The 25,714-nt window shown below is 63.1% G+C and carries 15 protein-coding genes and 4 pseudogenes; 14 read left to right on the top strand and 5 right to left on the bottom strand.

Annotation, left to right across the window (positions count from 1 at the left end):
- Window positions 1-106: 106 nt before the first annotated feature.
- On the bottom strand, window positions 107-865 hold the full coding sequence (gene fabG / locus QM841_RS38505) for a 3-oxoacyl-ACP reductase FabG (protein ID WP_283336060.1): 759 nt from the start codon (window positions 863-865) through the stop codon (window positions 107-109).
- Window positions 866-1,172: 307 nt separating this feature from the next.
- Complete coding sequence (locus tag QM841_RS38510; RefSeq protein WP_283336061.1) at window positions 1,173-2,807, bottom strand: long-chain-fatty-acid--CoA ligase; 1,635 nt, start codon at window positions 2,805-2,807, stop codon at window positions 1,173-1,175.
- 780 nt (window positions 2,808-3,587) lie between these two features.
- On the opposite strand from QM841_RS38510, the gene QM841_RS38515 reads away from it, so the two are divergent.
- The 7 genes from QM841_RS38515 to QM841_RS38545 all read left to right on the top strand — a co-directional run bounded on the left by QM841_RS38515 (window position 3,588) and on the right by QM841_RS38545 (window position 13,148).
- Window positions 3,588-5,456: a flavin-containing monooxygenase gene (locus tag QM841_RS38515; protein WP_283336062.1), complete on the top strand. Its 1,869-nt coding sequence runs from the start codon at window positions 3,588-3,590 to the stop codon at window positions 5,454-5,456.
- A complete protein-coding gene (locus QM841_RS38520; protein WP_283336063.1) occupies window positions 5,453-6,412 on the top strand; it encodes a cyclase family protein in 960 nt (319 codons plus the stop codon). Before QM841_RS38515 ends, QM841_RS38520 begins: the two co-directional genes overlap by 4 nt.
- A gap of 9 nt (window positions 6,413-6,421) precedes the next feature.
- Window positions 6,422-7,702 (top strand): SDR family oxidoreductase, encoded by a 1,281-nt coding sequence (locus QM841_RS38525; protein ID WP_283336064.1) that lies wholly within the window; start codon window positions 6,422-6,424, stop codon window positions 7,700-7,702.
- A 112-nt stretch (window positions 7,703-7,814) separates the two neighbouring features.
- Window positions 7,815-8,621, top strand: coding sequence for an enoyl-CoA hydratase-related protein (locus QM841_RS38530; RefSeq protein WP_283336065.1), 807 nt, complete (start codon window positions 7,815-7,817; stop codon window positions 8,619-8,621).
- Between the two features lie 183 nt (window positions 8,622-8,804).
- Window positions 8,805-9,962 carry an acyl-CoA dehydrogenase family protein gene (locus tag QM841_RS38535; protein ID WP_283336066.1) on the top strand — a complete coding sequence of 386 codons (1,158 nt, stop codon included), beginning with the start codon at window positions 8,805-8,807 and terminating at the stop codon, window positions 9,960-9,962.
- Complete coding sequence (locus QM841_RS38540; protein WP_283336067.1) at window positions 9,952-10,995, top strand: acyl-CoA dehydrogenase family protein; 1,044 nt, start codon at window positions 9,952-9,954, stop codon at window positions 10,993-10,995. The genes QM841_RS38535 and QM841_RS38540 overlap by 11 nt, the downstream gene beginning before the upstream one ends.
- A 74-nt stretch (window positions 10,996-11,069) precedes the next feature.
- Window positions 11,070-13,148, top strand: a complete 2,079-nt coding sequence (locus tag QM841_RS38545; protein ID WP_283336068.1) for an acetate--CoA ligase family protein — start codon at window positions 11,070-11,072, stop codon at window positions 13,146-13,148.
- 162 nt (window positions 13,149-13,310) lie between these two features.
- On the opposite strand, the gene QM841_RS38550 is transcribed toward QM841_RS38545, so the two are convergent.
- Complete coding sequence (locus QM841_RS38550) at window positions 13,311-14,246, bottom strand: LysR substrate-binding domain-containing protein (RefSeq protein ID WP_283336069.1); 936 nt, start codon at window positions 14,244-14,246, stop codon at window positions 13,311-13,313.
- A 192-nt stretch (window positions 14,247-14,438) separates the two neighbouring features.
- Between QM841_RS38550 and QM841_RS38555 the strand changes: the two genes are divergently transcribed.
- Window positions 14,439-15,308, top strand: a complete 870-nt coding sequence (locus QM841_RS38555) for a LysR family transcriptional regulator (RefSeq protein ID WP_283336070.1) — start codon at window positions 14,439-14,441, stop codon at window positions 15,306-15,308.
- A gap of 4 nt (window positions 15,309-15,312) precedes the next feature.
- Window positions 15,313-16,215 (top strand): LysR family transcriptional regulator, encoded by a 903-nt coding sequence (locus QM841_RS38560; RefSeq protein WP_283336071.1) that lies wholly within the window; start codon window positions 15,313-15,315, stop codon window positions 16,213-16,215.
- 175 nt (window positions 16,216-16,390) lie between these two features.
- On the opposite strand, the gene QM841_RS38565 is transcribed toward QM841_RS38560, so the two are convergent.
- On the bottom strand, window positions 16,391-17,749 hold the full coding sequence (locus QM841_RS38565) for an MFS transporter (RefSeq protein ID WP_283336073.1): 1,359 nt from the start codon (window positions 17,747-17,749) through the stop codon (window positions 16,391-16,393).
- A 795-nt stretch (window positions 17,750-18,544) separates the two neighbouring features.
- On the opposite strand from QM841_RS38565, the pseudogene QM841_RS38570 reads away from it, so the two are divergent.
- Together QM841_RS38570 and QM841_RS38575 are read left to right on the top strand one after the other, a co-directional pair.
- A pseudogene (locus QM841_RS38570) lies at window positions 18,545-19,886 on the top strand (MFS transporter).
- A 766-nt stretch (window positions 19,887-20,652) separates the two neighbouring features.
- A pseudogene (locus QM841_RS38575) lies at window positions 20,653-20,798 on the top strand (esterase); the annotation flags it as partial.
- 502 nt (window positions 20,799-21,300) lie between these two features.
- On the opposite strand, the pseudogene QM841_RS38580 reads toward QM841_RS38575, so the two are convergent.
- Window positions 21,301-21,600, bottom strand: a pseudogene (locus QM841_RS38580) (N-formylglutamate amidohydrolase); the annotation flags it as partial.
- 1,064 nt (window positions 21,601-22,664) lie between these two features.
- Between QM841_RS38580 and QM841_RS38585 the strand changes: the two are divergent.
- From QM841_RS38585 to QM841_RS38595, 3 genes and pseudogenes are all read left to right on the top strand, one after another.
- Window positions 22,665-23,183 (top strand): SRPBCC domain-containing protein, encoded by a 519-nt coding sequence (locus tag QM841_RS38585; RefSeq protein WP_283336075.1) that lies wholly within the window; start codon window positions 22,665-22,667, stop codon window positions 23,181-23,183.
- Window positions 23,184-23,821: 638 nt separating this feature from the next.
- Window positions 23,822-25,321: an IS21 family transposase gene (gene istA / locus QM841_RS38590; protein ID WP_283336076.1), complete on the top strand. Its 1,500-nt coding sequence runs from the start codon at window positions 23,822-23,824 to the stop codon at window positions 25,319-25,321.
- Window positions 25,318-25,659: pseudogene (locus tag QM841_RS38595) on the top strand (ATP-binding protein); the annotation flags it as partial. The gene istA and the pseudogene QM841_RS38595, both read left to right, overlap by 4 nt.
- Window positions 25,660-25,714: the final 55 nt, after the last annotated feature.

The raw sequence follows: 25,714 nt of genomic DNA on the forward strand, positions 1-25,714 counted from the left end.
CGAGGAGACCGACGCCGACGCCGAGACCGAGACGTCCGCAATGTCGACAGGGAAGCGACGACTCCCCTGGAGACGCCGCGATCCGACCATGTCGAACACGCCCGAATCAGTCCCGCGGGCCACCGGCGACGTAGATGACCTGACCGGACACGAAGCCGGCACCCTCGCTGGCGAGGAATGAGGCGGTGTTTGCGATGTCCTCGGGCTGCCCGACCCGGTTCACCGGGATCTGCGCGGCCGCGGCGGCCTTGAACTCTTCGAAGCCGACACCGACCCGCTCCGCAGTGGCAGCGGTCATCTCGGTCTCGATGAAGCCGGGGGCGATCGCGTTGGCGGTGACGCCGTAGCGTCCCAGCTCGATCGCGAGGGTTTTGGTGAAGCCCTGCATACCCGCCTTCGCCGCGGCGTAGTTGACCTGGCCGCGGTTGCCCAGCGCCGAGGTGCTGGACAGGTTGACGATGCGCCCGAATTTGGCGTCCACCATGTACTTCTGCACGGCGCGCGTCATCAGGAACGACCCGCGCAGGTGCACGTTCATCACCGAGTCCCAGTCCTCGACCGTCATCTTGAACAGCAGGTTGTCCCGGGTGATGCCGGCGTTGTTGATCAGCACGGTCGGCTCGCCGAGTTCGGTGGCGACCCGCTCGACGGCGGTCGCAACCGACGCCTCGTCGGCGACGTTCGCACCGACCGCCAGTGTGGATCCGCCCGCGGCCTCGATGACGTCGTTGATGCCGACACACGCCGACTCGTCGAGGTCGATCACGGCGACCGCGTAGCCGTCGGAGGCCAGCTTCTTGGCCACCGCGGCACCGATGCCCCGTGCGCCGCCGGTCACGATCGCGGTCCTGCGTTCTTCAGTCATGCTCTTCTTCCTCGTAGTTTCGATAAGACGGTGGGAGCCCATCGCGACGTGGGACGGCCGCCCCCGCAACCACGTCGCGAACACGTACCCCCGGCTATCCGAGATCGTCTCCTCCGAACTGTTGGCGCGTCGTGAAAGATGAAGGGCCGTCGCATGCTTGTGGGCAGTGTCGGCGGCAATGTGAGGCGGTGGGGTCTCCTTGCGCGCAACATTGTCATGCCGGTTCCATCCGGCCGGCGTCGTGGCTCGATGTCGAGATGAGATGGTTCCGGGGGGATCACCGGTTCTCATCACGAATGAGCAGCGACTATGAATTCCACTGGGTCCGCAGCAGCTTCTTGTCGAGCTTGCCCACCGATGTCCGCGGCATCGCGTCGATGAGAACGACGTCATCGGGTAGCTGCCACTTCGCAAACCGGTCCTTGAGGACCTCGACAATGTCTGCCCGGGTCAGTTCCATGCCCTCTCGGGGCACGACATACGCCACAGGGCGTTCCTGGAATTTGGGATCCGGTACCCCGATGACCGCAGCTTCACGCACTTGCGGGTGATCGAGAATGGCATTTTCCATGTCGATCGACGAGATCCACTCGCCGCCGGATTTGATGACGTCCTTCAGTCGATCTGTGAGCTTGAGGTAGCCCTCCGGAGTGATGACCCCGACGTCACCGGACCGCCACCTGCCGTTGGAGAATCGCTCTGCGTTGTCGGTGAGATTGTGATAGCTGGTGGTGATCCATGGTCCACGCAGCTGCACCTCTCCCACAGACGTCCCATCCCATGGCAGGTCGCGGCCGTCCGAGTCGTCGACGACCTCGATTTCGACCCCGAGAAGGGGCAGACCCTGATAGCGCTTCAGGTCCCATTTCTCCTCGTCAGACAAGCTGTTCAGCTCCGGTTTCAGCTGCCAGTTCAGGACCGCGACCGGGCTGGTCTCGGAAGCACCGTATGCGTGTATGACCTGGGCTCCGGTGAGATCCGACAGGCCCATCATCAGCGACTGCGGCGGCTCGGTGGAACCGGACACGAAACGGGCACGAGACAGATCCGGGATGTTTGGCAGGGACCGGATGTGCTCGAGGATTGGAGTGAAGATGGAGGGAGCACCATTGGCTACCGTGACTCCCTCGCCGATCAGAGCATCTGCGACAGACTCGATGTTCTCCGCAGTGAACTTGCCCGGAAGGACGACTTTCGCGCCGGCGCCCACGGCCGCCTGGGGGAAACCCCATGACAGCACGTGGAACATCGGCGTGATCGGCATTACGCAGTCCAGATAGTCGACCTTGAGGGCGCCGATCACGCCCAATGTGTGCAGGTATATGGCGCGATGTGAGTAGTACACGCCCTTGGGCTGGCCGGTCGTTCCCGTTGTGTATCCGACGTAGCACGCGGTGCGTTCGTCGATGAGCTGCCAGTCGTAGTGCGTCGGCTTGTCCGCCAGCAGGTCTTCATAGAAATACACATTCGTCAGGGATGTCGCAATCTCGGTCGAGGACTTGTCCGACATCACCACCCAGCCACGGACCTGGATCTTGTCGGCAAGTTGCTCGGCAATCGGCAGTAGCGACTCGTCCACGAAGATCCACTGCGCCTCCGAATGTTCGACCACGTAGGCGAGATCCGCAGGAGCTAGACGGAGGTTCAACTGCAACATGGTCGCGCCCACACCCGGCACACCGAAGTACAGTTCCAAGTGCCGAAGATGATTCCAGTCGAGCACGCCAACCATCGTCCCCTGCCCGATGCCCAGCTCGTCCAGGGCATGGGCGAGCTGGCTGACCCTCTCCAGGGTCCCGGCGTAATCCGTCCGCTGCCACGACCCGTCGAGTCTGCGATGCACGATCTCCGTGTTCGGAAACACTCGGGCCGCTCTCTTGAGCAACGAGGTCACATTCAGGGGGTAGTCATCACCCATCGTCGAACGAATTCCGGTCAACATACTTTCCACCTTCGAATCTCGCGGCCGGCCGGCCGCATTCTCTGCGATGCATCGAATGGCCTTATCCAGCAGAAACTGTTCAGTCCGACAGCGGTGTCTCCGAGCCAAGCCTCATCAGCGCTAGTGCGACGACGGTCGAACACGCCGCTGTTCCTCCGGGTGTTGACCCGAGCGCATGCGGCTCCGCACCAGACTCATGCATATTGTTAATCAATATGAAACATTGATTTTTCTGTAACATATATCTATCGCACTATGGTGTCAAGCGTTGCGGCAGCGCCGGCCCTCGTGCCCATCCGGCCGTACCGGATGGGCGGTACGGATGCGCTGGGTGCGGTCTCGATCTCCGCGAGATCCGCGCATTCGCGATCTCGATATCTCACTAGCCGGGCCCCTCGATGTCGGGAGCGGATCTCACACCGAGAGCATTCTGCGCCTGCTACTACAGCGCGGACGTGCGTCAAACCGAGTGGACTCCTGTTCGGCCGTACCGAGGCCTCGATGTCGAGTGATGGTTTACCCCGGGGGCGAAATGGATCTCGCAGCCCGCGCAGTATGTCGAGGCGAGATTCGGTCGATTGCCCCGGTTCCGGGCATATATTCCAGCGACGTGCCTCGTATGCAGCGCTTTCGACAGGGGGGTGTCGACTCGCGAAAGATCTAGCAAACTCCTATAGACAAACATCATTAGGCCTGAGACAGTAATCACTGCTTAGGATTGATCTAGTGGCCATGTCTGCTGTTGAGCGATCCTTCACAACGAAGTGGAAAAGGATGAAGATGACGACTCCTACTACCGATTCGATCGACGTTGCAGCCGTAGAAGCGTGGTTGAGCCGCTTCGCGGAAGCGCTTCGGTCTCGAGGAGATGGGCGGTCCCTCGAGGATGTGTTGCTCCCCGATGCGCTGTGGCGCGATGGCCTGGCGGTGTCCTGGCAGCTGACCACCCTGTACGGGCTCGAGCAGATCACGGAGGCGTTGCAGGCCGCGCCGCTGTCGGTGCAGACCCTCGCACTGGATCCGACACTGGAGATGCGGCGTACGGTGCGCAACGGTGTCGAGCACATCGAGGTTCCGTACTCCTTCACGACGTCGATCGGGCGGGGCCGGGGCTACGTCCGTCTGGTCGAGCGCGACGGACAGCTCTGGGGATGGACGTTCGGCACGATCCTCGACGAACTCATCGGCCATGAGGAGCGGACCGGAGCGAACCGGCCGAGCGGCTTGGAGTTCTCGCGTACTTTCAGCGGTCCCAACTGGCTCGACAAGCGCAACGCGGAGCAGCAATTCGATGGGCGGGAGCCCGAGGTGCTGATCGCAGGAGGTGGCCAGGCGGGGCTGACCGTTGCAGCTCGGCTGCGTCAGCTGGGCGTCGACTCGGTCATCGTCGATCCGATGGAGCGCGCCGGCGACAACTGGCGGAACCGCTACCACTCCCTGACCCTGCACAACGAGGCGGACGTGTGCCACCTCCCGTACATGCCCTTCCCTGATACGTGGCCCACCTACATCCCCAAGGACATGCTCGCCGGCTGGCTCGAAAACTATGCCACGGCAATGGAGCTGAACTTCTGGGGAAGCACGCGTCTGGTCAAGGCCGATTACGACGAGACCGCTCAGACGTGGACGGCGACGGTACGCCACCACGACGGAACCGAGCGAGTGGTGCGGCCGAAGCACATCATTCTCGCCACCGGCGTGAGCGGGAAGCCGATCATTCCGAACCTTCCCGGTAGTGCAGACTTCACCGGGACGAAGATCCACACGAGCGCATTCGAAGCTGGGGCGTCCTACCAGGGCAAGCGAGTGCTCGTGGTCGGCACCGGAACAAGCGGTCACGACACCGCCCAGGAACTGCACGGCGCCGGCGCAGAGGTCACGATGATGCAGCGCTCCGCCACCGCGATCACGACGGTCGGCATCGAACGGGCGGGCAAGCTGTACGCCTCCTACATGCGTGGGCGTCCGACTGAGGAAACCGACCTGAAGTCCGCCTCGACGCCCTACCCACTGAACCGCCACAGCATGCAGCTGCTGACCAGAGAACTGCGGGAAGCCGAGCGGGAGCTCCACGACGGACTGGAAGCAGCCGGTTTCCGGGTGACCTTCGGCGAGGACGATCTCGGTTTCGCCGGGAAGTTCTTCGAGAGCTTCGGTCACTACTACCTCGACGTCGGCTGCTCCGGACTCATTGCGGACGGCGCGATCAAGGTGATCCAGTTCGCCGACTTCGACCGCTTCGTGGCAGACGGCGTGCAGCTGCAGACCGGTGAGACCCTGGAGTTCGATCACGTCGTATTCGCGACGGGATTCCAAGGTCAGAACTCCATCGCAGGAGAGATCTTCGGTGAGGATGTCCAGCGCTCCCTGGGCAGGATCTGGGGCTTCGACCCGCAGGGCGAGATGAACAACATGTGGCGCCGCACCGAGCAGAAGGGCCTGTGGATCGCCGGCGGCGGCTTTGCCCAATGCCGGATCAACTCCAAATTCCTCGCGCTGCAGATCAAGGGCCGCCTCGCCGGGCTGGTGCCGGACACTGCCGATTCCACCGAACCACTCGGCCGGGTGCGTCCGCAGGACGTGGTCGACGTCGAGGAGTTCAGCATCTCGGCCGCACCACAGTCGCTGGAGTCAGGTGTGCGCGTATGACCGCCCCGCTTCCGCTCTACGACGAGCTCCCCGCCGGCTCCGTCGGTGGACGGCTCGGGTGGGGAGTCTTCGGGGACACGGACCAACGAGGAACGATCAATCACCTGACTCCAGAGCTAGTGGAATCTGCCTCGAAGCTGGTGAAAAGAGGCGTCACGTTCCCACTCGACCACCCGATCGGACACTTCAGTCCACCGATAGTCAAGGGCAGACTGGAGACTCAGCACCATGTGATCGAGATGGCCGACGGCCTGGCGATGGACGACTACTACGACGCATATTTCCCTCAGGGTGGAAGTCAGTGGGATTCGCTGGCACACTTCGGATACGAGCGTGACAAGTTCTACAACGGTGCCTCGGTGAACGAAATCCGTTCGCAGAACAGGAATACGATCCACAGCTGGGCGGCCACCGGAATCGTCGGGCGCGGCGTGGTTCTCGATATGCCGGCATACTTCGAGTCGACTGGCGTCGCGTACAGACCGGACGAAACCTTCGAGATCACCAGCGCGCATTTGGATGGCGCGGCAACTCTGCAAGGGTCGACGCGGAAGCCTGGCGACATCCTGCTCGTCTACACCGGCTTTGATCGCTGGTACGAATCCCAGGATCACGCCGGGCGAACCGAGATAACGCAAACCCGGGCGATCGCAGGGCTGGCCCGGTCGGAAGAAACGGCCCGTCATCTGTGGAACACACGCGTCGCGGCGGTTGCGTCCGACAATCTCGCCGTCGAGGCGTCACCCGGCGACTTGAGCGCGGACGCGATGCCCTTCGGGTTCCTCCACCAGATGCTGATCGGAAGCCTGGGTATCGCCCTCGGCGAGCTGTGGAAGCTGGCCGACCTGGTCGACGACTGCCGGGATTCGCACGTTTACGAAGGAATGCTGGTCAGCACACCGATCGGCGCTCCCGGCGGAATCGGATCCCCGGCCAACGCAATCCTCATCAAGTAAGGGATCACAATGAACGAGCTCGCCGATAAGACAGTTCTGATCACGGGCGGCGCCAGCGGCATCGGACTGGGAATGGTGCAAGCGTTCCTGGAAGAAGGCAGCAAGGTCGTCGTCGCCGACATCAATGCTGTGAACTTCTCCGATGCCCGCCAGGTCCTTGCGGATGACCTGTCCCGGGTCGAGTTCGTTGAACTCGACGTCTCCGAAGACGAGAGCTGGATCAAGGTCATCGACCACGTGTGGGAGACCTACGGAGGCATCGACGTCCTCGTCAACAATGCAGGCGTCGGACAGGGCGTGCTTCCCTCGGGGAAGCAAGCTCGGGCATGGGAACTCTCGGCTTCTGCACGTGACATCGTTCTGGACGTCAACATCGCAGGAGTAATTCGAGGGGTCCAGCATGTGGTACCCCGAATGATCGAGCGAGGCCAGGGCGGTCACCTGATCAGCACCGCCTCGATGGCCGGCCTCGTCGCGGTGCCGGGAACAAGCCTCTACGACACCTCGAAATTCGCGATCGTGGGATTCTCGGAGGCACTGGCGGGAGAGCTGATTCCGCACAACATCGGCGTATCGATCCTCTGCCCCGGCAGTGTGAAATCAAAGCTCAAGGCGACCGCTGCCCAGCGCAGTGCAGCAAACACATCGGACGGAATCAGCAACTACCTCGAAACACTCCAGGAAGCGCGTTCAGGAAAAATGGACGCGCTCGCCGTCGGCCGCCGAACGGTCACAGCGGTGAAGAACAACGAGCTCTACGTCATCACCCATCCCGCATTCAAACAGGAAGTCGAACTCCGGCACCGCAAGGTCGAAGCGGCGTTCGGCGAGCCGGCGCAGGCGGGCTACGTAGAGAACCCGGCTGCCGTCGCGGCAGCAAGCAACCCCATCTACCTCCCGGACGACTCGCCCGAGACAGAGGAAACCCCCCCGGTCGAGGTGAAGCAAAAGGCCCTGATCGTGACCCAGGGCGACATCGATCCTGGTCACGAGGACGAGTTCAATCTCTGGTTCGACACCGAACACGTTCCGGAGCGCGCGAACTGCCCGGGGTTCTTGTCCGCTCGCCGATTCCAAGCAGTCGAAGGCGGACCGAAGTACCTGGCGATCTACGAAGTCGAGAATCTGGATGTTCTCGACACCGACGACTATCGGACGATGAAGACCCCAAGCGAGTGGCAGCGGAAGATCGCGCCGCACCTCACACAATCAAGCCGGCGGGTCTACACAGAGATCACGCGGCCTGTCGCCGAACAACAGCGGGTCATCGCGGTTCGACACGACAGCTGACCACTCCCCGCCGATGCGCTCGAAGACATCGGCCGGAGATAACAGAACAACGCGCCTCTATTTTCCGGGAACCGAGCAATCGGTGCCCCATGGCGAAGAACGGGAATGAATCATGGAACGTGAATACGAAACCCTCGAGGTAGTCCGCAAAGACAACGGAGTGGTGATCGTCCGTCTGGACCGCCCGCCGGCCAACGCAGTCAACAAGCAGATGGTGGCGGACCTGACCGCCGTCTTCTCCCAGGCCGAGTACGCGAAAGACACTCGTGCGATGGTGCTCAGCGCCAAGATCAAGGGTAATGGCATCTTCTGCGCAGGAATCGATCTCAAGGAACGGCGTCAGCTAAACTCCGGCGAGCTGGCGCACCCCACTCCAGGAATCGTGGTCGACTTCGGCGCAGCATGGCGCCGAGCAACCGAGGCGATCGCTCACTGCGCGGTCCCGGTTATCGGTGCCGTCGATGGCCTTGCCGTCGGCGCGGGCCTGATGGCCGCCCAGTGCGACGTCATCTACGCATCCGAGCGGGCGGCGTTCGGACTACCCGAGATCAATGTCGGTCTCCTCGGCGGAAGCAGTGTCGTCACGCGGATGCTCGGCCCCTACAAGGCGCGGAAAATGTTCTTCACCGGCGATCCGGTACCGGCGAGCGAGTTCTACCGACTCGGCGCCGTCGAAGAGATCGTCCCGGACGGCGAGCCGGAGCGTTATGCAGAAGAACTCGCCGATCAGATCGCAACGAAGAGCCCCATCGCGATGCGCCTGGCCAAGGAGTCGGCGGTGCGGATCGACGGCTTGTCGGTCGAGGACGGATACCGTTGCGAACAGGACTACACGCTCCGGCTCAGGTTGTTCGAGGATTCCGCCGAGGCGATGACCGCCTTCGTGGAACGACGACAGCCCGAGTGGCAGCTGCGGTAGGCCACAGCTGAGCGGGTACGCCGCCCGGGCGCACCCGCTTCAGCGACAAGGCTCGCCGTCCCACGACGGGCGCGTCCGGCCACATCCCAGCTCATATCAATCGATGTGATAAATACTTGATTGACATAAATAGTAGAGTTTGAATTCTGGCGTACGGCCAGAGTTATCGACGGGAGTCCAGCAATGCACTTGGAGCTGACCGAGAAGCAACGATCGTTCCGGGACGAGATACGGAACTGGCTCAGTGAGAACGTGCCCACCGAACCGTTGCCGGACAAGTGGACGCCGGACGGGTACGAGGCCCACAAGAAATGGGAACAGCGGCTGTACGAAGCCGGGTTCGCTGCCGTGCAGTGGCCGTCGGAATACGGGGGCCGCGGAATGGACCCGCTGAGCACCGCGATCTTCTACGACGAGTACGTGCGGGCAGATGCCCCGGATCGACTCAACCGCCTCGGGCTGGGGTTGGCCGGCCCCACCCTGATCGCACACGGCACGCAGGCCCAGAAGGACAGATGGCTGTCAAACATTCTGTCCTGCCAGGAGTTCTGGTGCCAAGGATTCAGCGAGCCCGAAGCCGGAAGCGACCTGGCGTCTCTCCGCACTCGTGGGACCGTCGACGGCGACAACATCATCGTCAACGGCCAGAAGATCTGGACGTCGGGTGCCCGGTTCGCGGACTGGATCTTCGCCCTCGTCCGCACCGATTCCAGCGTGCCCAAGCACAAGGGAATCACCTTCCTGATGATCGACATGCGGTCCGAGGGGATCGATCTGCGGTCGATCGAGCAGATGGTCGACGACGCCGGCTTCTGTGAGGTCTTCTTCGACGACGTAGTCGTCCCTCGGGAGAACGTGATCGGCGAGATCAACAGCGGTTGGCAGATTGCCATGTCCACTCTCGGATTCGAGCGTGGCAGCGGACTGAACACCGCCGCTCATTTCAAGCGTGTCCTGGGCAAAATCGTCAACCTGCTTCCCCAGGATCGGCTCGACGACCCCGACCTGCTGGATCGCATCGGCCGTTTCGCCGAGGAGATCGAGGCGTACAGGTATCTCTCGCTGCGCACGACCTCTGAATTGTCGCAGGGAAAGGCCCTGGGGCGGCAGGCCTTCATCGGGAAGGTCTGGTGGTCGGAAATGCAGGCCAGGATGCTCGAATTCGCAATGGAGCTGCTGGGTGAAAATCAGCAGCTCACCGATGGGGACGACGATCTCCGTCAACGGTATTGGCTCACCCGTGCCTCGTTGATCTTCGCCGGCACCAATGAGATTCAAAGAAATGTCATTTCCGAGCGGGCTCTCGGTCTGCCGAAGGAGGGCACGTCTCGTGCTGTTTGATTTCACTGACGAGCAGAGAGAGTTCGCGAGATCCGTCGATGCCTGGGTGGCACGCGAGTTCGGCGCAGATACGCTGCGCCAGGCCTGGCAGGACGGCCATGCACGCTCCCGGAGCAACTGGGACAAGCTGGCGGAACTCGGGCTCACCACGATCTTGGCACCGGAAGAGCTCGGCGGCCTCGGGGGACGCTTCAGCGACCTGACGTTGTCGCTGGAGAGAGTCGGCGCGGCCGGACTCGACGAGCCGGTTGCGGCGACGGGCGCTGTCGTCCTGCCTACTCTCCTGCGCTTCGGCGCATCAGAACTGCGCGAGACGTACGCGGAACAGATCGCCGAGGGCTCCTTGATGTGCACGATTGCACTCGGCGACAGCGACCTCGTCGCAGACGGTGGCCGAGCCGACATCGTCCTCTACGAAAGCGAGGGAGCACTTCGGTTGGCGCGCTCCGGAGAGTTCGCAGCCACTCCGGTTGATTCCCAGGACCCGAGCCGTCGACTCGCTCGCTGTATGTTCGACGACTCCCGCTCCGAGATCGTGACCGACGATGCGACAGCTCTCCGATGGGTCCGGGCGGTGAGCGCAACGGTAACGGCGACACTGCTCAACGGGCTTTCGACGACATTGCTGGATATGTCGACCGAGTACGTCAAGCAGCGTCAGCAGTTCGGTCAGGCGGTCGGAAGCTTCCAGGCGATCAAGCACAAGCTCGCCGATGTCATGATCGCCCTCGAGGCGGCACGATCTGTCGGCTGGTTCGCGATGTACGAACTGGACTCCTCGTCCGAGGGCTGGGCTGCGTCGTCGGCGATGGCCAAGTCGATGGCGACCCGGGCGAACCTCGCGGCTGCGAACGCCGCGCTGCAGTGCCATGGCGGAATCGGGTTCACGCGCGAGCACAACCTGCATCTGTTCCTCCAGCGCTCGATGGCCTGGCGGGCAATCGACGGTTCCGTCGCTCAGCACCGCCGCACCACAGCCCGAGGCGCCATCGAAGAGTTGCGGCGCGCCGCGCCGGTGGGCATCGGAGCGTGAGCTGCCGAACCTTCCGGCACCGGGGAAAACGCCCCTTGTGAACCGACTTTCATCGTTGTACGGAGAGTGAAATAGTGAAAATCCAGACCCTTCCGGAGGTCCAGTCCGATTCTGATCGGATCGACCTCGTCCGAGAGTTCCTCGAGGTCCGAAGCGCCTGCCTCGTCGGCGCTTCGGACGGAAAGACCAATTCGTGGTCGTTCAACGCCCGAATGACGCGCGCGGTGCTGAATGCGAAGCTCGACAGACTTCAGCTGGTCGGTCGATCTCGTGGGGACATCGAGGGAGTCCCGGTTGTGGACAGTGTCCTCGACACCAGCGGCCAGCCCGGCGACCTGTGTGTGCTCGTGGTGCGCGCCTCCGATGTGATCGCGACCATCCGCGAAGCCCAGAGTGTCGGTTGGGACCACTTCCTGATCATCAGCGAACTGGGTGAACAGCAACGAGCCGATCTCGCTGCGCTGATCCCCGACTCGATTCGAGTGTGGGGTCCCAACTGTGTCGGCTACACCGTCAGCGGTTCCGAGCTGACGTTCATGGCAACCGATGAGAAGTACGTGACCGACGGCAACCGGTCGAACCTGGCACTGCTGTCGCAGAGTGGCGGCGCCCTCGGCACCATGGCCCCTCTCGTCGAGCAGACCGGACTCAACGTCTCCCACCTGCTCAGCGTCGGGGAGGAAGCCGATCTGGGTATTGAGGACGTACTGGACTACTTCGCGGAGGCGGGCGTCACCGATGGCGCTGTGGTCTTCGTCGAGGAGGCACGGCGACCGGACGCCTTCCTGCGGGCTGTCGGCCGGTGCACCGCAAAGGGGCTGCCCGTGGTCGTGGTGAAGGTCGGAAAGAGTGCGGTCGCCCAGCAGGCTGCTCAGGATCACACCGGGGCGCTTGCAGGCGATTGGGACGAGTTCGCCGCCGCAGTCCGCCACAGCGGGGGCGTTGTCGCCGACTCGTTCCGCGACGCGGCAAACATCGCGGCCCTGCTCGTCAACAACAACGGCCGACGCCCCGGCCCGAACACAGTGGTGTTCACGACGTCGGGTGGTTCGGGCGCGTTGGCCGCGGACCTGATCGACGAGTCCGAGCTGCGGTTGAGCCCGCTGTCGGAGTCCGCGCCGGCACTGCAAGCGCTCAACTCCCGCAACTCCACGCTGAACCCGTTCGACTCCGCCACCGGGGGTGGTACGCCGAAGATCCTGAAGGAGTACCTCCAGGCGATCGCCACCGACCCCTCGGTCGATTCGTTGCTGTTCCTGACCTCGGGAAACATCTACGGTGAGTTCATCTGCGATCAGCTGACGTCCGGGCTCCTGAGTAAGCCGATCGTCTTCGTCTCGGCGCAGGTCGAACCTGGGTTGCAAAAGCAACTCAACGACAACGCCGTTCTCGTCGTCGATGATGTGGGGGACGCCGTGCGGTGGCTGTCGACATCGTCGGCCTCGACACCGATTCCCGCAGCGGATAACGCAATATTTGACGACAGCCAGGACGACAGCACCGGCGAGGAGTGGCTCACCTACACCGAGGGCACCACCCTGCTGGCCCGCGCAGGAATCTCTCGTCCCTCCACCACCTGGCTCTCCCGAGGGGACGAACTGGCAGCTTCACCTCCATTGACCTACCCCGTGGTGGTCAAGGGAGGGAATCTGCGAGGCCACAAGGCGCTCTACGGTGGCGTGCGTACCGGAGTTCACGACCGGGACCAGCTGCTCGAGGTCATCGGCGAAATGAGCACATTGTTCCCCGAGCTCGTCGTCGAGGCGCACGCACCCAGCGGCGCCGAAGTACTGGTCACCGCCAAGGCGGGGCCCTTGGGCGGCATGCTCGTCATCGGATTCGGAGGAAAGCACGCCGACGCTCTCGGCAACCAGGTCGTGCTCAGCCGACGGAGCACCGCCACGGAGATCGTCACCGCGGTGCGTGCGACGCCGTTGTACACGTACCTGGGCTCCACGATCGGCGATGCACGCGCGGGTGCACAGCTGATCGCCGATCTCGCAGTGCAGTTGTCCGCTGTTCTCGACAGCGACTCGCTCGACTCCGTCGAGCTGAATCCCGTGATGGTGACCCCTGACGCGGCGTATGCCTGTGACGTCAAGGGACGCCGACGCGAGGGTGCCGTGCCGGCGGGCTCCGCTGCCCTGGTCTGAGACGGCTCTGCGGGGCGCACCGTGGATTTGGACGGAACCAGGGTGTGCCCGAAGGAATCCGCCCTCGAAAATGGGTTCGTTCTGCCCACCGCAGTGTGGGCAGAACGAACCCGGTCGAGTCGAGGTGCTTGACGGTGTCAGCGCCCACAGTGCCAACCGGTCTCATACGGCCGACGGGATTCCGAGCCCCTTCGCGCCGTTCGGGGTGAGGTCCAGCCCGAAGTGCGCGGCAGCGAGGGTGAGTACGAGCTTGAGCGATGGCGACACGGCTGCGGATCGCCACGCGAGGTATACGGGCATCACATCGTCCACCCCGTCCAGTGGAATGTACTTGACTCCCTGGAACTGAAGGCCCTCTGTCGACTCCCCCATCAAGGCGACACCCACGTTCGCCCCCACCACCGTCAAGAGACTGTAGGGGTCACTGACGTCCTGCACGATGTTGGGCGTGAAGCCGGCCTCACCGCAGAGCTTCTTCAGGAGGTCACGCAGATGGGAGCCGATCTTCTCCGGAAACGCGACTATCCGCTCGTTGCGCAGGTCGTCGACGCGGATAAAATCCCTGCTCGCGAAGGGGTGCAGATCCGACACCGCCACGAGGAGTCTGTCCTCCTTTACCAGCACCGACTCGAGGTCCTGCGGAATGTCGTTCGCAGTCACGATCGCCAGATCGAGGTCACCGGATCGAAGCTGCTCCACGGCTTGTTTGTAGAAGGTCTGTGGGTGGATGTCGATCACCACCTCGTGTGCATCTTTCGCGGTGATCTTCGCCAACTGAAAGACCAGTGCGTATCCCGTGCCACCGGCGATCCCGACGTGCACTCGCCCGATCCGACCCTCCTGCGCCGCCGCAGCCACCCGCCGCATCTCGTCTACCTTGTCCTTGACAACTGAGGCAGGGGCGAGCATCGCTTCGCCGGCAGGCGTCAACGCGACTGACCGTGTGGTGCGGACGAACAGGTCAACGTTGAGCTCGGCTTCGAAGGACTTGATCAGCTGGCTCAACACCGGTTGAGCCATGTTCAACTGCTTCGCCGCGTTACCGAAGTGAAGCTCGTCCGCAAGCACCAAGTAGGCTTCGATGTGCTTGATATCCATGCTCAATCAATCCTTCTAACTAATCTAGAGTTTGGGTGTCATTTGGCCAACTATTAGTGTTGCTGACTGATTGTACGGTTGAGAGGCCCCAGCCGGTCAAGAACCGAGGGCCGTTTTCGCCGCGGTCCTGGTCCTGGTCCCGGTGGTGTGGTGGCCGGCCTACCCGGCGTTTCGAGCTGGTGAGGGGAAGATATGGATCTGCACCTCGTGATCTACTTCCTGGCTGTGGTTGACCACGGCGGAGTCACGAAAGCCGCCCGAGCGCTCTACATTTCGCAGCCGTCACTCTCGCAGTCCATCCGCACGCTCGAACGCCGACTCGACACCACCCTGTTCGACCGCGTGGGCCGGCGCCTCACCTTGACCGACGAAGGAGCCAAATTCGAACTCGCGGCGCGCCGTATCGTCGCAGATGTCGAGCGTGCCAAACAGCAGATGTCGGCGATCCGAAGCCTCGAGGCGGGGACCGTCGACATAGCAACGTTCTCCACCTTCTCGATCCATCCCGTTGTCGAGTTGGTGCGTCGCTTCCGGTCGAGCCACCCGAGCATCACCGTGAGGATCTCAGAGACGAAGGGCCCTGCAGGGGTTCTCTCGGCGCTTCGGCGCGGCGAGGCAGAAATCGGCATCACGGACTTGGCGACTGATCACCCCGGCATGACCACCATCCCACTCTGCGAACAAGAGCTGGTACTCGCCATCCCGGCTCACCTGGCAACCGATCTTCCCGACCCCCTCCCGCGCACTCGTGTCCGGGAAATCCCGCTGGTTGTCGATCGCGGCTCCCCCGAAGCCGTTGTCAATGCTGGTGACCTATTCGGAACGGACAATGTCGTGGTCGACTGCGCCCACCCGACTGCCATCTGGGAATTCGTGCGACGAGGGACCGGCGGGACCGTCGTCCCACGATTGGTCGCCGAACAGCAGATGCCGGATGCAGTCGTGATCGGGATGGATCCGCCCATCGTTCGCCGTGTCGGCCTCGTAACGCGCGCCGACGAACTCACCCCTGCCGCCGCCGCCTTCATCTCGGCGGCCACCCGCCCGGCGAACGAGGGATAGCGACATGGAATTCCGGCAGGTTGCGCTGTTTCTTGCCATCGTCGAGAACGACGGACTCAATGGAGCCGCGACCGCCCTCGGGGTGGCGCAGCCGACGGTCTCACATGCGCTGCGCAGCCTCGAGCGCGATCTCGGCGTACGGCTCTTCCACCGCGTCGGGCGCGGCCTGGTACTCACAGCTGCAGGACGTTCGCTCATCGGTCCGAGCCGACAGCTTCTGCGAGATGTCCACGCGGTTCAGGAACTGCTGGCCCTGCCGGATGACGACATTGTCGGCAGCCTCGATCTCATGGTGTTCCCCGCGTTGGCAACGGGCCCGATCGTCGAACTCGTCGCCCGGTTCTGCGAGGCGCATCCGCGGGCCACCGTACGATTCGCAGACTTGCGCCTGGAAGAGAACGCCACCTCGGTCATACGGGACGGACACTGCGAATTCGTGGTGGCACACCTGCCGGTCGAGGGCAATGGCACCGGTCTCGAGGTCATCGAACTGGGCACGCAGGAGTATTGGCTCGTATACCCTCCGGGAACACAGCTGCCGGAGGGGCCACTCGCGTGGTCCGCGCTGCCCGATATCCCCATGGTGTTCGTTCCACGAGTGGGTGGATCCGTGAGTCTCCAGATCGAGAATGCAATGCAGCGGGCAGGTGTGCATCCACCTCTTGCCGTTCTGAACGACCAGCGGGAAGCCCGGCTCCCGATGGTACTTACAGGAGTAGGCGGTTCGGTGGTCGAGCGGACGCTTGCCGAATCCGTGCGGGATGTAGCCGTGGCGCGTCCGTGTGAACCCCGGTTCACACGGAGCTTCGGAGTCATCTACAACCCCATTTCCCTGACAAAGACAGGACGAGCGTTCGTCGACATGCTGGGAGGAGTCCGTCACCAACGCGTCGATGGACCTGTTTGACCCGAGACTGTCGCCTGCGGCGGAGAAATCGGGAAAATGCGTCCTGCAGGGTCCCCAAACCCCTGCAGGACGCAGGTTCGAGCACTCCCATCGTCCGTATGGTTTCGGCTTGTCGCCGGCCGAGGGCCAGCCCGAATGGCCCGCATTTCAGCACCGATGCATGTGAAGCGCTGGGCTAGTCCTGCGAGATCTCCTCGAGTGAGCGACCAGTTGTGCGTGGCCCGAAGACCGCCACAACCACACCTACGGCGAACATCGCAACACCGAGAATGAGGTAGAGCGCAGCACTTCCCAAGCCGCTGTATGTCGCTGCGACCACCACACCCGATGCAACTCCGCCGAGTCGAGCGACTCCGCCGACGACGCCGGCACCTACACCACGGATGTGAGTCGGGAAGACTTCAGGGATGTACGTGTAGAAACTGGTCGTCGCGGCGACGAGAGCGGTCTGGACGACAACTGCCGCAACGATCAGCACCGAAGCATTCGACGTCTGTCCGAACACGATCATCGCCGCGCCTGCCGTCAGGACCGCTACGAGCACCGCCGTCTTGCGTTCGATCTTGTCGGACACGGCAAAGAGCAGAAGCGGCGCCAGGACGACACCGAAGCTCGCGATACTGGCGACCCTCAACGCTTCCGACTGCTCCATGCCACGGTCGACGAGTACGGTCGGCATCCAAGAAGAGAACCCATAGAGGCCGAAGATGAACACCGCGAAGGCACCGCCCAGCAGCACCATCCTCCGACGGTATGGAGGTGCGAGAAGATCCCGATAGGTGCCACTGTGCGCGGTTTCCGGCTCGGGAGCGACCGGGGGGAGCTCACCGTTGCTGCTGGCGATCGCCTCCAACTTTGTGGCCACGCGCTCAGCCTCCTCCGTCTGCCCGTTCGCGGTCAGCCAGCGGACCGACTCGGGCAGACCGACCGCGGCCACCGCGGCAATGATGAAGCCCACGACACCGAAAGCGAAGACCCACCGCCATGCGCCCTCACCCGAGGGTGCAATTGCCAGGGCGGCAAAGGATGTGAGCGGATTCGAGATACCTCCGATAAAGATCGTCACCGCGAGGAACCTGCCCCGGGTCCGGGTCGGGAACATCTCACTGATGTAGACGAAGATGACCCCGGCGGCGGCCTGCACTCCAATTCCGGTCAGGACGCGACTGAGGAACAGTATCTCGAAGTTGGGAGCCAGTGCCGACATCACCGATGTCAACGAGTAGAACACGGATGCCCACAGCAGCACCGGCCTTCGACCGAATCGATCGGAGAGCCGACCTCCACCGATTGCTCCGAAGGTCATCCCGATGAAAACTGCAGACGTGACGAGACCGACTTGACCGATGCTCAGGCCCCACTCGGCCCGGATCGTGGGTGCCAGGAAGGAGAAGACCACGTTGTCGAACATCTCGACCAGGTATCCGAGGCCGAGAATGACGATCCAGAAGACGTGTCGTCGGGTTACCGGGAGTCGGTCGAGTCGCGTGCCAGGGCTGGCCTGACCTACCAGCGCTTGACTTTGTGCGTGCATGCGGAGGTTACCTTTCTCAGGTCCCTAGTCGAGTACGCCCATAGACGCACCCGACCGATTTGATTGCGCCAATGCCGGGCGTTCGGCAACGCCAATTCCGAAGAAGAGACGTTTCGGGGCCTGCTGAGGGTCAATGCAGGCCCGGCAGGGTCGAAGGATCGTGGTGCGAACGGACACGTGTCTTGCCGGGCATGCACAGGGACAGATGAACCGTCGGCAGTCGCCGTTACCGACGGTTCGCAACCGTCGGTCCTTGTACTTGTAGTCGATTCGAATGGTTGGTGGTATTCATATGCAAATCAGATCAATGATCTGATCTGATTGTGACGAAACTTACATGCCCGGCGCTGGGGCGTCAATATGGTCGCCCCGCCGCGAAGCGCGGTGGTGTTACGGACTGTGACCTGCCGCGCCTCGCCGCGCCTCCAACTCGAAGCCGACCTGCACAGGAACGTCGGCGCCTTGCCTCACGAGCCCGGGCGATTCACTGGCCTCGGTCATTACGATGTCCAACCGGCACAACTGATTGACATGGATGGACACGGCACAATCCGCTCTCGGACTTCCCCAGGCCGCCGAGGCCGAACAATCACGGGAAGGAATGCGATTCCACCGTAGTCAGCGGCACCGCCCATCCGGTTGTCGCTACATAGGTTTGGTTAGTCACCCTGATTCCATGTGACACTTTGTGCTTCGTGACCCATGTCACGTTCAATTCTCTACGTTCACTTCCTTGGGCCCGCGGCGTTTCGCGGCCGAGCCGAGGGCTCTGTGCAGAATTTAGAAGGGACCCCCATGACCACAGGTACTGCACGCGAGCCGTCGGCCTCCGCCGACCGCCAAAGCGCCGTGAGGACGCAGTCATCCGGGTTCCCGGTCACCCCGGGCCGCGCGTGGGGAATGACCGGACTGGTCATCTTCCTGTATGTCGTCAACTATGCGGATAAGGCCGTTCTGGGTATCATCGCGCAGCCACTGGCCCGTGAACTGGACATGAGTTCCTCCCAGATCGGTCTGGTGGGGTCGCTGTTCTACGCGACATACACAGTCGGCGGATTCCTCGCCGGCCCACTCGAGAAGCGGTTCACCCTGCGATGGGCGCTGCTCGCACTCGCTCTGGTCTGGTCGGTCGTGATGTTTCCACTCGTCGTGAGCGCAACGTTCGTGACATTGGTGGCCGGTCGCATGCTGCTCGGCTTCGGCGAGGGGCCGAGTGCAGCACTGTTGCATACCGCGATGTACTCCTGGCATCCGCGGGCCAAGCGCGGGCTGCCGGGAGCTCTCCTCGCCGGCGCACCCTCGGTGGCGAAGATTGCACTAGCTCCAGCGCTGACCTTCATCACCGTGCAGTGGGGTTGGCGGGCCGCTCTCGTTTCACTGTCTTTACTCGGACTCGTGTGGATGGTGTTGTGGCTCGCCTGGTGGAAGGAAGGCCCCTACACGGGTCGGGTGGCACAGGGAACAGACACTGCCCCCCGAGCCCACAGAACCGTCCGTACCCTGGCGCAGGATCGTCCTGAACCGCACCTTCGTCAGTTGCGCCTTCATGACAACCGCCGTCTTCGCACTCTCGACTGTTGTACTCACCTGGTTGCCGTCGTATTTCGAGGTCGGTCTCGGTTACAGTGCATTGCAGGCAGGTTCGATGTTCGCGCTTCCCTCGATCGTCGCGCTGGTCCTGATGATCGTGTCTGGCAGCGTGACTGATCGCCTGAATGCGCGCGGTCATACCTCGCGCGTCACGAGAATCATCGTCCCTGCCATCAGTGTTCTCATTTGCGGCGCCGTGCTGGTGTTCCTGCCATACATCGGCGCACCGGGAATCGCGGTTGCGGTCGTATCGATCGGCTACGGTATCGGGACTGTCGCTTACCCCCTTGTGAACGCGGCGATCTCAGAGCTGTGTCCGCCGCAGCAGACGGCGGGCACCATGGGCATCTTCATTGCCCTCATGGCGTTCGGCGGTCTGATTACCCCCTACGTAACCGGCGTCGTTATTGACCACGCCGCGACACCGTCCGAGGGATACGCGACGTCATTCCAGGCCATCGGCCTGCTCGGTGCTGTCGCGGCGGTGCTAGTCCTCCTGTTCGCCAACCCCGAACGAGACCGCAAAGTCATCCGTAGCGAGGGGTAATCGTCTGCGGTCGAATGCATTATCCGAACAATTTCCCTACGTGATGCATCCGCCAGCTTCCCTATGCGACCGGTCGCGCGTTCTCCCGGAGAGCTGGGACTACCAAACGGTCGGTCGCTTGCTCCCCGAGCCGCCGCGACGCAATCACTTCGTGGCGGTACTGCCGAGTCTCCCCCGTCCGACTCCGTGGTCGACAACGCAATCGACCACCCCTGTGGCCTGACGATGTCGGGTGCCTGAATTTCCGAATCCCGTGTAGTGGTCGAGGTTCGTCGCCTGCCGAATGGCAACAACTTCAGAGTCCAGCGAGGATCCGCGGGCGCGGCCCTCGACGTCGTCGAGGTACGGGCACAGCTGGCAGCGGCGATCTCCCACCGCAGCGCCGCCGAATGGTCCGAACTGTTCACCGGCGCAGACGTCTGCTCTCTGTGGTGGCCACCCCGGAGGAGGCCGAACGGGCCGGCATGCTCAACTGCGCGAGTGATGACGGTGCATACGACAACACCTGCCTCAGCGGTTGGTTGCCACTCGGACCAACGCTCAACCCCCACTCGGTGGATGCAGCTCAGCAGTGTCGGATCGAGCGCGAACTCGTGCCGATCCCTGCCGACAAGAGTGAGCTATGGCGCCACCGCGGCGACTGATCTTCAGGGGGAGAACATGCACACGTCCAGCGACGAGAAAACTCGCCACGTCCGGAAGAAGGCCTCGACACCGTACTGGGGCTAGAGCTGGGCTAGAGCTCGTCCCCACCGACGGCGACGGGGTGACCGCCACGCTTGAGATCGGTGGATCCACCGTCAACCTTTCGGCATCGTCCACGGTGGCGTGTACTGCGCCATAGCAGAGAGTCGCGTGAGCATCAGCGCGTATCTGTGGTTGCAGAAGACCGGCGTCGGAGGAACCGCGATAAGTCGCTCGGCGGGTTACGTGGACAGAGGGCGCGGCTGGCGATCCGACAGATCCCAGGAGTTACGCAAACTTGAGCATCCGCCTCACACAGGAACGAAATGTGGAAACCGCCATAGTGACAACGACATTCTCGACTTTGCGCTTCTTTGGGAACCGCTCGGTGGGCCTGCTCCGAGGGATATCACCGCCGCATTCGCAATCGACATCGCCGAGTACAAACGCCGACTAACAGCAGTTGTGGGGTTCCAGGTGTCCCAACTTCGGAAAGGCATCACCTCTCGTGAGTTCGTCTACGGGCTGTCTGCGATATCGGCGCTTGATCGAATCCACTGCGAGTGGGTGAAATATGAGCAACAACATCGTCTGGGGCACGGCTGATTCGCTTCTCAACCGGCATGGCTGCGGATGTCCACAGCGCATCTCTGTTCGCCGTAGAGTATCCGAGTGGCGCGCCCAAGACTTCCGCCACGGGTCGGAAGTGTGGAGGCAGTCAGCAAGCTGGTCAGGCCGTCGTGGGAATGGTGATCTCGGCTGCCGTCGATGGCAGAGAGTAGGTAGCCCGGGCAGGTGACCACCTGTTGACGCACCGGGTTCGCCTGGCGGTCGGTGTCGAGGTAGAGGCGGTTTGCAAGCTGCCGGCGCCGATGGGTGCCGGTGTCTGGGTCGACGGCGCCAAGGATGTATCCGTCGGTGGCGTCGCTGGTCGAGATCGCCCGCGCCCACTCGGGCGGGCTCGGCGGGCGGCAGATACCGTGGCCCAACCCGTCTTGGTGTCAACAGTATGCACGATGACACCGACGGCACACTCTCGAATTCTGCACGGTGCTCGCACGTACGGGGTGGCATAGTCCACGCACTGAAGACGCAGATAGCGGCCAGCCTATTTGACGTTATCGCGACAACTTTGTTCGGAGAAGGCAGCCGATCTCGACGACCTAGCATCCGCCGTCACAGTGATCCGGTAAATCGCGCGCCGGCCAACGTAGAGTCGGTTCGTTGAATCCGAAGGCGAGCAACTCGATGCCCGCTTCCGCCACGACTCGAATGTCAGGCTGCGCGCATGCGCCCGTGGAGGTTACAGTGGCATTCCCTGTCATTTCGGAAGCACGTTGGTAGGTGATAGGGCACACCTCTACTTCGTAGTTTAGACAGGAGTTGGTTGCCGTCTTCATCATTTGGGTTTGAACTTTCTACTAGTTCGTAGGTGGGAAATGCGTCTAGGAGAGCGGAAATAAGCTGCGACGCAACACCTTGGCACTGGTATTGCCACTGGACTTCTATGCGAAGAGTCATGACGATTCGCTTGTCATCATCGGTATCGAAGTCGATGTATCCGGCTCGGGGGACATCTGCCAGACTCGCCTCAACCCTGCCCCCCGACCTGTTAATCGGTACGAGGGCGGGATTCACAGGGGGACGTCGCCGTATTCCCCCAGCGTGGGACTTTACTGTATACGTCATTTCTGTGATGTCGATCTTCGGCGGGCAATCTCGTTTGACGGCTGGGCCTATTGACATGAGTCCTCCACATTGGTGCATCAGGATGCCGTTGCGTACGTGCTATTCGATAGTGCCGGATCGTGGCGCAGTCGACGCGTGATACCTAAGTTTCCGTGCATCGCCTATCCGACCAACTCACTCGCTGCGGGGCCCGCGGTACATGAGGCCCCTCGAAAGGCCGCGGAGTCGGTGCACGGCCGGTCGAGGAACGGTGGGCACCCTCGGTGTGAGGCAGCGGCGCATAACCGCTCCCTCGATAGGTGGCATCGTTGAGATTGTGGGTTCAGCTACGGAACTTCTCCGCCGTAGAATCGGGTGAGGTTCGGACCGATCGCGCCAGCCGGGTGATTTCGGCACCGTCGGCGATTGTCTACGTGCCTCCTTGACGGGGAGTCCGTCGAGGCATGGTTGCCGCCGGACGGTATGCGCGGGCGGGTCGACCGGTCGGATCCTCGGCCTGGTGGCGGCGGGTTCCGGATGGTCCTCACCTACCTCGAACCTGCCGGCAGCCCTGGCAAGACTTCGGATGGGACGGATGTCGTCGAGGTGGAGTTCGCCGAGTTGGTGCCAGCGGAGCGGGTGGTGTTCGAGGCTGACGACCCGTCGTACGCGGGCACCATGACGATGACCGGGCGCCTCGTTGCCGCCGGTGGCGGGACCGAGGTGACCGTCACCGCCACGTACGTGTCGCCCGGTATCGACCAAGTGGTGCACGAGGCTGGGATCGCCTCCGCGCTGGCCAACCTGGCGACGTACGTCGAAGGGGAACTTCCGGATCCGACCACCTCCGTCGAGCAGGTTCTCGCTGAGCTCAATCTCGTCGGGGGAACCAATTCGGTTCGACCGATCCTCCTTAATCCTGTTAAGGCCAACCAATTCGACTGAAGTTCAGTCCCTCGTGTGCGCGTGCGGCGCGGGCGATCCTCGACTGGCTGCAGGTTGAGCAGCGCTGGGCCGTTTCGACAGTCGGGGAAACGAGAACGAGAAACACCGTCGTGTCCCCACAGTGAGGTGTTCCTGACGATGTTGCATCCCTGATCCGTCCGGGTGGGGGTGACACCGAGCACACCCCCGTCCACGACGGGGACGGGGGTGGTTTCGATAGAGTGTGGGTAGGCCTCGGTAAAGACTTACCCACTCCGGAGTGCAGGTCTCGTCGGGGTAATCGAGAATCGTTGCGAATTAGGCTGCTCTCACCTCCAGCGCCGAAGTCGCGAGAATTTCCGCGAGCAGTGGTGGGGCCGGCCACAGGAGGCTGGTTGCCACAAAGCGGGATCTGCTGGTCTCAAGTGGCTGCACCGCGTGCGGGAGCGCCTTCGCTGCCAACGGACACGTCAGACTCCTTGTAGGCGGTCAGTTCGCTCCGGTTGGGCGGACACGGTTTCTCCGGATCAGTGGACACGAGAATTCCGGGTCGGCGGCCGCGAAACAGCTGATTGACACGCTGGCGTAAATACCGGACGGGGTTCCTTCGCCCGAGTTGGCTTGGTTTGCCGCGCAAACCAACCGACCGAAGGAACCCCATGACCAAGTGTGCCAGGGAAGTGATGGAGATCTTGGAAGCCTACGACCTGACCCAGTGTGCGCATTCGGCGGCGCAGCTGGTCGGGTGTGACGAGAAGACGGTGGCCCGGTATGTCGCGCTCCGCGACGCCGGCCGCGACCCGGCCGAGCGTGCGCGTCGCGCACGCTCGATCGACCCGTTCCTCGGGAAGATCGAGGAGCTGGTGGAGGCCTCACAGGGCCGGATCCGGGCGGACGTGGTGCACGACAAGCTCACCGCGATGGGCTTCGATGGCACCGACCGCACCACCCGCCGCGCGGTCGCCGAGCTCAAGGCGACGTACCGGGCCGGGCACCGCCGGAAGTATCGGCCCTGGATCCCGGAGCCGGGGATGTGGCTGCAGTTCGATTGGGGCGAGGGCCCGCGGGTCGGTGGCCGGCGTACCCAACTGTTCTGCGCATGGTTGTCGTGGTCGAGGTTTCGGGTGGTGGTGCCGGCGTGGGACCAGCAGCTCCCGACGTTGATCGCCTGCCTGGACACCACGCTGCGCCGGATCGGTGGGGCACCGACGTATCTGCTGACCGACAATCCCCGAACCGTCACGATGGACCGGATCGCCGGCGTCCCCGTCCGCCACCCCGACATCGTCTCCGCAGGAAAGCATTACGGCTGCGTCGTGCACACGTGTGAACCGTTCGACCCGGAATCGAAGGGCGGCGCCGAGCATACGGTCAAGATCGCGAAGGCCGATCTGGTGCCGACCGAGGCGAACCTGCTCGAGGAATACCCGAGTTTCGCCGAGCTCGTCGACGCATGTGAGCGGTGGTGCGAGAAGGTCAACGCCCGCCCGCATCGCGCCGTCGGGGCCGCCCCGGCCGAGCGGTTGGCCACCGAACTCGGCCGGCTGCACGTGCTGCCCGAGGATCCGCATCTGCTTGCCCTCGGTGAGGAGCGCCTCGTCGGCTTCGATCAGACCGTCAGCTGGGGCAACGTGCGGTACTCGACCCCGGACGGGCACCAAGGGACGAAGGTGTGGTGCCGGGTCACCGGCGACGAATTGGTGATCGTCGCTCGCACCGGAGGCGGTGTCGCGGAGATCGCCCGCCACCGACTGTCCACCCCGGGGAACCCGAGGATCGTCGCCGCGCATTACCCGCATCACCCCGATGACGGATCGGTGCTGCGCCTGCCCAAACTCCGCCCGCGCACCGCGGCCGAGATCGACTTCCTCGCCCTCGGCGAGGGTGCACACCGCTGGCTGACCGAGGCCGCCGCCGGAGGGGTCGTCCGGATCCGCCACAAGATGGCCAGGGCAGTCGAATTCGCCCATGTCCTCGGCGCCGGACGGGTCGATCAGGCATTGGCCGTGGCCGCGGTGGCGGGCCGGTTCGGCGACGGGGATCTCGCCTCGATCCTTGACCACCTTGCCGCCGCCGTCCAGCCCGGACCTGTGGTTGTGGTCGACGAAACCCACTCCACGCAACCCGGCACCGCCGGATGGGGCCGGGTGGGCGCATGAACAGCAATTCGGCGCCGCCCCTCCCGGACGAGCTGGCCAAGATCTGCACCCGCATGAGGCTGCCGTATCTGCGCAAGGCCGCCCCCGACGTGCTCGCGACCGCCCGGGCCCAACGCTGGGACCCGGCCGAGGTGGTGCGGGTGCTGCTGCAGGAGGAAGTCGTCGGCCGGGACGCCGCCACCCGGCGGATGCGGCGCAAGAACGCGAAATTCCCGACCGGCAAGACGTTCTCGTCGTGTCGCCCGGAGGAGTCCTCTATTCCCGAGGCCACCCAGAACGCGCTCACCACGCTCGAATGGGTGCACCGCCGGGAGAACCTGGCCGTGTCCGGAGCATCCGTTATCAACGGGAGTTCGTCGACTCTCATTAACGTCTTCGACGATGTTTGTTGAT

The sequence above is a fragment of the Rhodococcus sp. IEGM 1307 genome (assembly GCF_030056915.1).
Taxonomy (GTDB): Bacteria; Actinomycetota; Actinomycetes; order Mycobacteriales; family Mycobacteriaceae; genus Rhodococcus_F; species Rhodococcus_F opacus_D.

Coding starts and splice junctions, on each gene's coding strand:
- QM841_RS38520 (WP_283336063.1), top strand. CDS start 5,453: ATGACCGCCCCGCTTCCGCTCTACGACGAGCTCCCCGCCGGCTCCGTC.
- QM841_RS38550 (WP_283336069.1), bottom strand. CDS start 14,246: ATGGATATCAAGCACATCGAAGCCTACTTGGTGCTTGCGGACGAGCTT.
- istA (WP_283336076.1), top strand. CDS start 23,822: ATGACCAAGTGTGCCAGGGAAGTGATGGAGATCTTGGAAGCCTACGAC.
- QM841_RS38525 (WP_283336064.1), top strand. CDS start 6,422: ATGAACGAGCTCGCCGATAAGACAGTTCTGATCACGGGCGGCGCCAGC.
- QM841_RS38560 (WP_283336071.1), top strand. CDS start 15,313: ATGGAATTCCGGCAGGTTGCGCTGTTTCTTGCCATCGTCGAGAACGAC.
- QM841_RS38510 (WP_283336061.1), bottom strand. CDS start 2,807: ATGTTGACCGGAATTCGTTCGACGATGGGTGATGACTACCCCCTGAAT.
- QM841_RS38535 (WP_283336066.1), top strand. CDS start 8,805: ATGCACTTGGAGCTGACCGAGAAGCAACGATCGTTCCGGGACGAGATA.
- QM841_RS38565 (WP_283336073.1), bottom strand. CDS start 17,749: ATGCACGCACAAAGTCAAGCGCTGGTAGGTCAGGCCAGCCCTGGCACG.
- QM841_RS38530 (WP_283336065.1), top strand. CDS start 7,815: ATGGAACGTGAATACGAAACCCTCGAGGTAGTCCGCAAAGACAACGGA.
- QM841_RS38515 (WP_283336062.1), top strand. CDS start 3,588: ATGACGACTCCTACTACCGATTCGATCGACGTTGCAGCCGTAGAAGCG.
- QM841_RS38555 (WP_283336070.1), top strand. CDS start 14,439: ATGGATCTGCACCTCGTGATCTACTTCCTGGCTGTGGTTGACCACGGC.
- fabG (WP_283336060.1), bottom strand. CDS start 865: ATGACTGAAGAACGCAGGACCGCGATCGTGACCGGCGGCGCACGGGGC.